The organism is Calothrix sp. CBUCES-K 9914, from assembly GCF_059640475.1.
Map to the genome: position 1 here is coordinate 1 of NZ_JBXXZH010000323.1, position 9241 is coordinate 9241.

The 9241-nt window shown below is 40.2% G+C and carries 7 protein-coding genes; 5 read left to right on the top strand and 2 right to left on the bottom strand.

What is annotated here, in order from left to right; all coding sequences use genetic code 11:
- Positions 1-269 precede the first annotated feature (269 nt).
- Entirely contained in the window at positions 270-1502 is a 1233-nt protein-coding gene (locus tag AC2JBO_RS39745) for a glycosyltransferase (protein ID WP_496959139.1), read from the top strand.
- A gap of 78 nt (positions 1503-1580) precedes the next feature.
- Here the strand turns inward: AC2JBO_RS39745 and AC2JBO_RS39750 are convergent, their stop codons facing one another.
- Complete coding sequence (locus AC2JBO_RS39750; protein ID WP_496959140.1) at positions 1581-2798, bottom strand: tetratricopeptide repeat protein; 1218 nt, start codon at positions 2796-2798, stop codon at positions 1581-1583.
- Between the two features lie 150 nt (positions 2799-2948).
- Here AC2JBO_RS39750 and AC2JBO_RS39755 point away from each other — a divergent pair, with 150 nt between their 5' ends.
- Entirely contained in the window at positions 2949-3542 is a 594-nt protein-coding gene (locus AC2JBO_RS39755) for a chromophore lyase CpcT/CpeT (RefSeq protein ID WP_496959141.1), read from the top strand.
- Positions 3543-3595: 53 nt separating this feature from the next.
- Here the strand turns inward: AC2JBO_RS39755 and AC2JBO_RS39760 are convergent, their stop codons facing one another.
- A complete protein-coding gene (locus AC2JBO_RS39760; RefSeq protein ID WP_496959142.1) occupies positions 3596-4798 on the bottom strand; it encodes a family 10 glycosylhydrolase in 1203 nt (400 codons plus the stop codon).
- Positions 4799-5503: 705 nt separating this feature from the next.
- Between AC2JBO_RS39760 and AC2JBO_RS39765 the strand changes: the two genes are divergently transcribed.
- From AC2JBO_RS39765 to AC2JBO_RS39775, 3 genes are all read left to right on the top strand, one after another.
- Complete coding sequence (locus AC2JBO_RS39765) at positions 5504-5692, top strand: hypothetical protein (protein ID WP_496959143.1); 189 nt, start codon at positions 5504-5506, stop codon at positions 5690-5692.
- 558 nt (positions 5693-6250) lie between these two features.
- Positions 6251-8122 carry an ABC transporter ATP-binding protein gene (locus tag AC2JBO_RS39770; RefSeq protein WP_496959144.1) on the top strand — a complete coding sequence of 624 codons (1872 nt, stop codon included), beginning with the start codon at positions 6251-6253 and terminating at the stop codon, positions 8120-8122.
- A gap of 79 nt (positions 8123-8201) precedes the next feature.
- The gene (locus tag AC2JBO_RS39775) at positions 8202-9062 is read left to right on the top strand and encodes an alpha/beta fold hydrolase (protein WP_496959145.1); all 861 of its coding nucleotides are present in this window, start codon (positions 8202-8204) and stop codon (positions 9060-9062) included.
- The last annotated feature ends 179 nt before the right edge of the window (positions 9063-9241 follow it).

Below are 9241 nucleotides of genomic sequence, written 5' to 3' on the forward strand. Positions count from 1 at the left end.
GTGTACACACAAGTCTCTTTTTCTTATCTTTCTTATCTTTCTTTGTGTTCTTTGTGCCTTTGTGGTTCCATAAATAGATAAACCACAAAGACACAAAGGGCACAAAGAGGGGAAAAAGGCGGTTTATTTAAAGATGTGTGTACACCGTAGCGCGTGGAAGGGGGGAAAGAGCGGTCTTTAGCCCCCTTAATAAGGTGGGTTGGGGGGATCAATTATCAACGTTGGCATTTACATCATATTTAAACACGTAAAATTTTGTTAAAATAACTATGAATAAGCAACCACTTAGGATTGCAATAATTACAAGTTTGTACGCTCCTTTTTTATCAGGAGTTTCAATTGGAGTACACCATCGAGTTCATTGGTTACTCAAGCAAGGACACAGCGTTTTTCTTATTCACCCAGAATTTAACGATAAGTATCCTCAAAAATTATCTAAGCGTTCAATGCCGGGACTTGATGATGTTAAATCTTTCCCGAATTTTTCACACTATGCTTTTCCCACTCAACCTCTGATATTCTATAAATCACTTCCTCAACCCTTAAATTATCGGTATTGGAGCGATACTGAGTTATTAAAAGAATTTAAACCTGACGTTGTGGTAATTGAAGAAGCTGCACAACTACGAGGGTTTTACTCATTGTATCTACAAGGCTACGGTCGTCCTCTCGGCGCCGAATATGGTAAGTTAACAGGTACACCAACAGTATCATTATTCCATACTGATATCGTTGCATATATCAAATATTACTTAGGTGAGCAAGTTTTTAACTTAGTCCGTCCCATATTACCGATAACCATCAAGAAATTTAGCGAAGTTTACGATTATAATTTGTTCCCTTCGCACGAACAGTTAGCTCGCTACCAAGAATTCAACTCGCAGCGTAGCGAATATTTACCTTACCAGGGTGTGGACTGTCAAAAGTTCCAACCTGCAAATATTGCTCACGACCCCATACCCGACGACAAGCGACCCACATTATTATTCGTTGGTAGAATTACAGCAGAAAAGAACGTCACCCAACTTATTGAAGCATTCCCATATATAACTGCTAAAATTCCCGATGCTCACTTAGTAATAATTGGCAGTGGTCCATTGGATGAAGAAATTCGCACCTTAGCACAAAACTACGACGGTATAACGATTTGGGGTGAGTCATACGGCGCCGAATTACTAGGATGGTACGCGCGGGCGGATGTATACGTCAACCCATCAACAACTGAAAACTTTTGTACTTCCAACAATGAAGCACTAGCATCAGGAACACCTGTCGTTCTAGCAAAAGCTCCCTCAACATCCGAACAAGTAACCCCAGGAGTGAATGGTTTTCTTGCAGAAGCAAATGACCCCGTAGACTTTGCCAACAAAGTAATTACAATTCTCTCTAACCCAGAGTTGAAAGCGCAAATGAAACAACAAGCGCGCGAGTCTATACTCAAATTTGACTGGCCAGCGTGTATGCAAAAATTTGAAGACAAACTCTACGAAATTCTCACGTAGGTTAGGCGTCTCGCCTGACCTACACTGCACAGGCGCCATTTAATACTGCACAGGCGGGACGCCTATGCTACGGTGTTTTTAATTTGTGGGAATTTTTTGAATTTGTTGTGTAAAGTAACTATCTTCGTACTGTAGCTGTCGGGCTATTTTGAGTCCTTCTTCAAACGCATTGCGTGCTTGAGGAAATTGTTTACGCTGTAAGTACATTTGTCCAACTTGGTCGTAAGCAGTCATCATACCATAGAAGTTACCAGCAAGTTCTTCGCTTTGGATTAGAATTTGGCTCGTTTGCAGTGCTTCATCGATTTGTCCTTGCGAACGGTATAATGCGATTAACTTTTGTAGTGCTTCACCCGCGCGCACGTACTGTTCTTGTTCCCAGGCAATGGTGTAAGCTTGTTGGTAATTTTGAAATGCATTCTCTAATTGACTTGGGTCTTGTTTTGCTAAAGCTTCGTAATCAGAGGCAATAGCCATTCTCAACGCTGGAATTTCATCTCTAGTATTTTCTTTAGTATAAACTTCTGCTAACTTGCTGCGAATCTTAACTGACTGCTGCGGTAGTCTCGCTTGCTCGTATATATATGCTAGTTGTTTGAGGTATGCAACTTCGTTCTCCCGCTCACCGCGCGTTGAAGCTAAATTCAATAATTGCTCATAAGTAGCTGCTGCTTGGGTATAATCAAACCAGCTCATATGGATTGACCCGATTGTAGTTAGAGTCTCAACTTCTGCTGTATTATTTTGCTGTTGTCGTACTTGTGCTAGCACTTGGTTGTAAACTTCAATCGCTAATTTAGGCGCCCGCACACTTTGGTAAGCTTGACCAAGCGCGCGTAGCACTTCGATATCGCTAACAGGTTGTGATTTTTTTGGTTTTTGAATCGACTGTAATCGCTGTGTAATATATTGTACTTGCTGACGGTCGTTATCTCGCCAAGCAATCTCACCAACTCTTGATAGCGCTTGGACTTCAGCCAAACTTCCTAAATATCTTCGTAAACGTAACTCTCTATTCCAAGTATCAAAAGCTTCTTCCTTATTACCTGCTTGAAATTTAGCAGAAGCTTCTTGGTTAAGATTATCGAGTGCAACTTCTAACTGCTGCTGTTCGCTGGGAGTTAAAGGTTGTTGATCAAGCTTGCGCGCGGGTAATAATGGGTCATAAACCTTGATTTCCAAAGGGTTTGGAGCGAACTTGTCTGGTGACTGGGGTTTTTTGGTTTGTGCGAGTACAGAAGAAGTTGAGATTAAAGATAAAGTTAGTGCAGTAATAATACTTAAACGACGAATCATAATTATTTTCCCAGTGTTTTAAACTCCCTTGCCAATATTGACGATATCAAACCAAAAATTCTCCTGTCCTAGAAGTTGCTACAACCTTTACAATAATAAATAGTAATATGAATCAAATTTGACCTGATTAAATTATCCAAACCTGGTATAATGACACATTCTACAGATGTTGCATCTTTAGCGCGCTTGATGGCAGCGGACTTCAGCAACCAAGAACAAGCTTACGAAAACCCACCATTTTTTGCTCACATCCGTGTATGCATCCGTCCTTTGCCCCAAGAAATACTATCAGGGGTAACATTGTTTCTCGAACAAGCTTATCATTTTGCCTTAAATCAACCCTACCGAATGCGGGTAATGAAGTTAATACCCTCTGATAACCATATTCAGATCGAACATTATACCCTCAAAGACGAGCAAAAATATTACGGCGCCTCGCGCGAACCCGAACGTCTACAAGCACTAACAGAAGACGACCTCGTAAAAATGCCCGGTTGCAACATGATAGTAGAGTGGACAGGTACAAGCTTTAAAGGTCGAGTCGAACCGGGTAAAGGTTGTGTAGTCGAACGTGACGGCAAAAAAACTTATCTAGACAACGAATTTGAAATTAGCGAAAAAGAATTTTTCAGTCTAGACCGAGGACGAGACTTTGAAACCGACGAACACGCCTGGGGTTCTATCGCAGGTGCATTTCACTTCGTGCGCTGGGCTAGTTTTGCAGAAGAAGTCAAAGTCTCGTAGCATAGGCATCCCGCCTGACCGAGCGCACAGGCGGGACGCCTAACCTACAGGTTTTATTTTACAAACCCTTTCACCTTAACAGCGGTCTCCTCTGGTTTCCCAGAAAAAGGAAAAACTAAAATACCCTTAACCTTATTATTACCAACCAACTCTTTTAAACGACCAAACTGGTAATCAGTAATTGCCACACCAGCATAATTTTCCGCATAATTTACTTCTTGTTTAAAATTAGCATCATTGTAAGCTTGAATAAAAACCCTATCAACCTTCCAAGCAAGCCAATCAGCCGCAAAATAACGTTTAGCCCAATAAGGGTTATGATGACAAATATCAAAACTAACTTTTGGGTTAGCTTTTTTCATATCACCTATCATTTGCTGCACAAATTTAGTTAAAAAGGCAGTCCGGTCAACCTGACCAGGTAACTCAGCGTGATAACCTAAATAATCATCCCACTGAACCGCATCAATCGTTGGATACTTTTGGACAAATTCTACAGAGATTTTCTTAAATAAATTAGCAACCTCTGGAACCTCAACATCTAAAACATAATGCTCGATTCCAGCATAAGTTCTATCAACTCCAGGCACAATCCATTTTTTAGAAATAGCCAAATCAAAGATAGGACTATTTTTATCTATTTTAATACCCTTTTCAAAATAAGCATGAACCTGCATCCCCTGCTTATGCGCTTCATCAATCATCCAATCTAACCATTTATCTTGGAATTGATTGGGACAACTTTTAAATCCAAGTATTTGGTGCATAACTTCACTATTATACATCGTGCAGCCATTACCCCACACTCCATGAATAATTGTATTAAAACCTTGCGCGCGGTAATAACGGACTCGTGCGCGAATCGTTTGTTCATCAGCATTATTAGTAACTTGATAGCGACTTAAATAAATTCCTCTAATTACTTTTTTATCCCAAGCAGTTTGAGGTAATGGTACTTCTGGTTTAACTGTTGGTGTACTAGTGGGTGAAACTTCTGGTTTAGCTGTCGGTGTGCTAGTGGGGATAGCTTGCGGAGGATTTGTTGCGATAGGTTCATACGAGCTAGGCGCCTCCTTCATGGTAGGAGTAGCCACTGGCTGGTTAATAGGCAATTGGCTAGTAACATAATTAACTATACGATTTAGATTACCATTATGTATAAACCACCAGTAACTGGCGCCTAAAAACAGTAGAATAACCGAGATTGGAATACTCGAACATCCACATCCACTTCCACTTTCTTTTTTGCGTGACATAGTAAATTAAAAGTACAGTTTTATCTTTGTGTTAAAAATTAAACTTATTACAACATTGTCTTTGATACTGAGTATGATTCACAACAGAGATATTACGGTTCTTGGCGCCACAGTTTCAGAACGCACCCCAATACCTTATACTTCTGTTTATCTAATACTTATGCAAATTTTCAAATTCCGGCTTGAAGCAAAGAATAGCAACGGATGATGAACGGATGTAACGGATGGTTGATTTTAATTGTAGGGTGCGTGACGCTACCAAAATTTTAAAACGAAGCGCAGTACCAGTAGCGTCACGCACCGACTTTTGTTTGTAACTTAAGCTTGGAAATACTGAAGTTCGTTGATACAAATCGGAAGTTCTAGATTTTGAGGCAATTTTAATTCTGTATAGTAGCCAACGCTCATTTTTATTTCTTACTCCTAATTATAATTTGAGATTTTTTCAATCTGTTTCCCTTCTGACTTTCGCCTTAATATTTGTTTGATTATTGCTCTTTGGTAATTATAAAGGTAATTTACTTTTTTCATGAGGAATCTCAGAGAAGAAAATTATGTTAATTTTGGGAAACTTGCCTTGAAAATCTTGTTCGCAGGAAATTAAGCAACCTGAACACATATCTCTTTCACCGTAAAGGTATAGTGTTCCCTCACGTTCTGTGTTACAAACATAATAGTAAAAAACTAAAGTGAGGAGAGTAAATTATGAGTCGTCCCCCTAATCTTGGCGTTTCTGTTTTCTTATATGTCGCTGGTACGCTATTGATCGTTTTAGCTATAGTCCTTTTGCTACAGGCGTTTGGGATTTTATCATTCCCCAAAGAAGCCATCATCGCTTTAGTGCTACTCGCAATTGGTTCCGGAATTCTTTCTGCAATTGGGCGCCGAACTTGATTCAGCCTTTACACGCTCTAGCTTTATTCGTAAGAAACACACATCTAATAGACAATATTGCGTAATTCAATTGTAGTATGATTGATCTGAGAAAAATCCATATCAATATTTCATCTAAATTGTGTGGGTCTGCTATTTTTAGGCTTCAATTGTAGAACTAATATTTCAGTTTGTTTTTTACCTTTTTGCCTAATACCGCAATTCTAAATTATTTGTAAAATCCGTGTGCTGTAGAGACGCGAGGAACATCGCGTCTCTACGCGGGTATAATTGTTAATATTAGATTTTCAGTTATTAAAGGCATATCTTTGTCAATAAAACGCAAAATAAAGCTTATTAGCCGGCTTTGGCAGGCTTTGTTCGTATAGCCCCACCCTTATAGGGTGTAGCCAATATAATATAGTGTAAAGTTTTGTGTAGAAAATACGTAATACAGCTTTGTACTCTTGTTCCCCTCTTGTAAAGGGAGTTAGAGGGAATCAAAAATGAAACATAACATACAACTGCAAATAAGAGTGTTAAAATCCAAATAATTTTTCATTAATATTCATACATTATATGAGTGATACTATACTATCGGTTCGCAACTTACGTGTAGAGTTCCCAGGAGATGGCAAAAGCGTCAAAGCTGTTGATGGTATATCGTTTGACCTGCGTCGTGGCGAAACACTCGGTATAGTCGGAGAATCAGGAAGCGGTAAATCTGTGACTTCGTTTGCAGTAATGGGTTTGTTACAGTCTCCGGGACGGGTAACAAATGGTGAGATTATGTTTTCCTCTCAGCCAAATACTTCACCCGTCAACTTGGTTGAACTGCCTGCAAAACAGATGCAGCTTTACCGGGGTGGAGATATCGCGATGATTTTCCAAGAACCGATGAGTTCGCTTAACCCCGTGTTTACAATTGGGTATCAACTTACTGAAGCTATTTTACGTCACCAAAATATTTCTGCTGGCGAAGCAAAACAAAAAGCTATCGCAGGACTGCAAGAAGTTAAACTGCTTCCCAGCGATGAGCAGTTGCGTGAGCAGTACTTAGAAACAGCAAAACATACTGGTTCATCTGTCGAACCTCAAAAGCTCTCCGACTTAGTTAACCAGCACAAAGATTCAATACTCCAACGTTACCCTCATCAACTTTCTGGAGGACAACTTCAACGGGTGATGATAGCGATGGCTATTTCTTGCAACCCATTATTATTAATTGCCGACGAACCAACAACCGCACTTGATGTTACTGTACAAGCAACGATTATTGATTTGCTTTCCGAGTTGCAAAAAACGCGCGATATGGCGTTGATTTTTATTACTCACGATTTAGGCTTAATATCAGAAATTGCTGATAAAGTTGCTGTAATGTACAAAGGTAAGGTTGTTGAACAAGGCGCCTCAAATGATATTTTCAACAATCCTCAACATCCATATACCAAAGGACTAGTTGCGTGTCGTCCAACACTCAGTAGTCGTCCTGTGAAACTTCTTACCGTTTCAGACTATATGAGTGTTGAAGAAACACCAGCGGGAGAAATTGTCATTAAAGGTAAATCACCCGATGAACCGATTGAAATTAGTATCGAAGAAATTAATCGGCGCCTAGAAAATCTTGAAAAAGAGCCAGCACTCGTACAAATCAAAAATCTTAAAGTCGGTTTTCCCCTCAAAGGAGTATTTGGCGGTACAAAACGTTACTTCTGGGCAGTTAATGACGTATCGTTCGATATCAAACGCGGGGAAACTTTGGGACTTGTGGGTGAGTCGGGATGCGGTAAGAGTACCCTTGCTCGAACTTTACTAAGACTTATCGAACCAACAAGCGGGCAAATTATCTTTGAAAACAATGATATCACTGTACTCAAAGGTCAAGAATTACAAAAATTGCGGCGCCAAATGCAAATTGTATTCCAAAATCCATTTAGTGCCCTCGACCCACGTATGAAAGTCGGGGAAGCAATAATGGAACCATTAGTAATTCACAATATCGGTAAAACCAAAAAAGAACAACGTGAGCGCGCGGCATATCTTCTCGAACGAGTGGGACTTAGTGCTGACGCAATGAACCGTTACCCACACCAATTTTCTGGAGGACAACGACAACGGGTTTGTATCGCGCGCGCGTTAGCATTAAATCCTAAATTTATTATTTGCGATGAGTCAGTATCCGCGCTCGACGTATCAGTCCAAGCACAAGTATTGAACTTACTCAAAGAACTGCAAAGCGAATTTGGATTAACTTATATATTTATCTCCCATGATTTAAGCGTAGTCAAATTCATGAGTGATAGAATCATGGTCATGAACCGTGGTCAAATCGTCGAACAAGGTACAGCCGAAGAAATCTATCGCCAACCCAAAGAAGAATACACGCAAAAGCTCATTGCATCAATTCCTACAGGTAGCGCCGACAGAATTAAGCAACGTCAAGCCTCATAAAGAAAGGTGACCAGTGCCCACCCTACTGCCTTCTGACTTCTGACTTCTGACGAATTGCACTAGTATCTAAAATGAAACAATGTTTGCCAAAATTAGAGACACAGAAATATTCTTTGATGTTGAAGGGTGCAGTGTAGTAGTTCAAAACAACAGTACTAACACTAAACCCACTGCTTTTTTAATTCATGGTGGCCCCGGCGCCGACCATACTGGCTACAAACCTACTTTCTCAGCTTTAACACGCTCATTGCAGTTAGTATATTTTGACCATCGCGGACAAGGACGGTCTAAACGCGGCGCCAAGGAAACCTACACTCTCGATAACAATGTCGAAGATATGGAAGCACTGCGCCAATACTTAGGACTTGACAAAATTGTCGTTATCGGTGCTTCCTACGGTGGTATGGTTGGACTGTCGTATGCTGTCCGTTATCCTCAAAACGTCTCGCATCTAATTATTATTGTCAGCACTGCCAGTTACAAATTCTTGGAACGGGCAAAGCAAATTTTAAAAGAACGCGGTACTGAAGAACAAAATCTTGTTGCCCAGCGACTTTGGGATGGCAGTTTTGAGAACGAAGACCAACTGCGTGATTACTTTAAAATACTGGCGCCGATGTACTCACTAAAACACGACCCAAATACGTCTGTAAAGGTTTGGGATAATAAAATACTTTCAATTGATGCTATTAATCAAGCATTTGGTGGATTTTTAAGAACTTATGATGTACGTGACCAATTACACAAGATTACTGCTCCTACATTAGTAATTGGTGGGCGCCATGACTGGATATGCGCTCCAGAATTTTCCGAAGAAATTGCCAGAGGTATCAAGAACGCTGACTTAAGAATCTTTGAGAATAGTAGTCATTTAATCCGCGCGGATGAACCGGAAGCGTTGATGGACGCAATAAATGGCTTCTTGGTTTACAAGAATTAAAAAATCCCCCCTAGCCCACCTTAATAAGGCAGGGGGGACAAGATTGTAAAGTCCGCCTTAATAAAGTAAAAAGCAAGATTTAAAGCCCCCCTTATTAAGGCTTTCAAGGGTAGGTATTTTGAATTTGGTCGTTTTTTGCCTATTTCAGCGGGCGCCCAAATCCTGAAACAACGAAACCT

Excerpts from the sequence above, each read along its gene's own strand:
- AC2JBO_RS39745 (WP_496959139.1), top strand. The coding sequence starts at position 270 with ATGAATAAGCAACCACTTAGGATTGCAATAATTACAAGTTTGTACGCT.
- AC2JBO_RS39750 (WP_496959140.1), bottom strand. The coding sequence starts at position 2,798 with ATGATTCGTCGTTTAAGTATTATTACTGCACTAACTTTATCTTTAATC.
- AC2JBO_RS39755 (WP_496959141.1), top strand. The coding sequence starts at position 2,949 with ATGACACATTCTACAGATGTTGCATCTTTAGCGCGCTTGATGGCAGCG.
- AC2JBO_RS39760 (WP_496959142.1), bottom strand. The coding sequence starts at position 4,798 with ATGTCACGCAAAAAAGAAAGTGGAAGTGGATGTGGATGTTCGAGTATT.
- AC2JBO_RS39765 (WP_496959143.1), top strand. The coding sequence starts at position 5,504 with ATGAGTCGTCCCCCTAATCTTGGCGTTTCTGTTTTCTTATATGTCGCT.
- AC2JBO_RS39770 (WP_496959144.1), top strand. The coding sequence starts at position 6,251 with ATGAGTGATACTATACTATCGGTTCGCAACTTACGTGTAGAGTTCCCA.
- AC2JBO_RS39775 (WP_496959145.1), top strand. The coding sequence starts at position 8,202 with ATGTTTGCCAAAATTAGAGACACAGAAATATTCTTTGATGTTGAAGGG.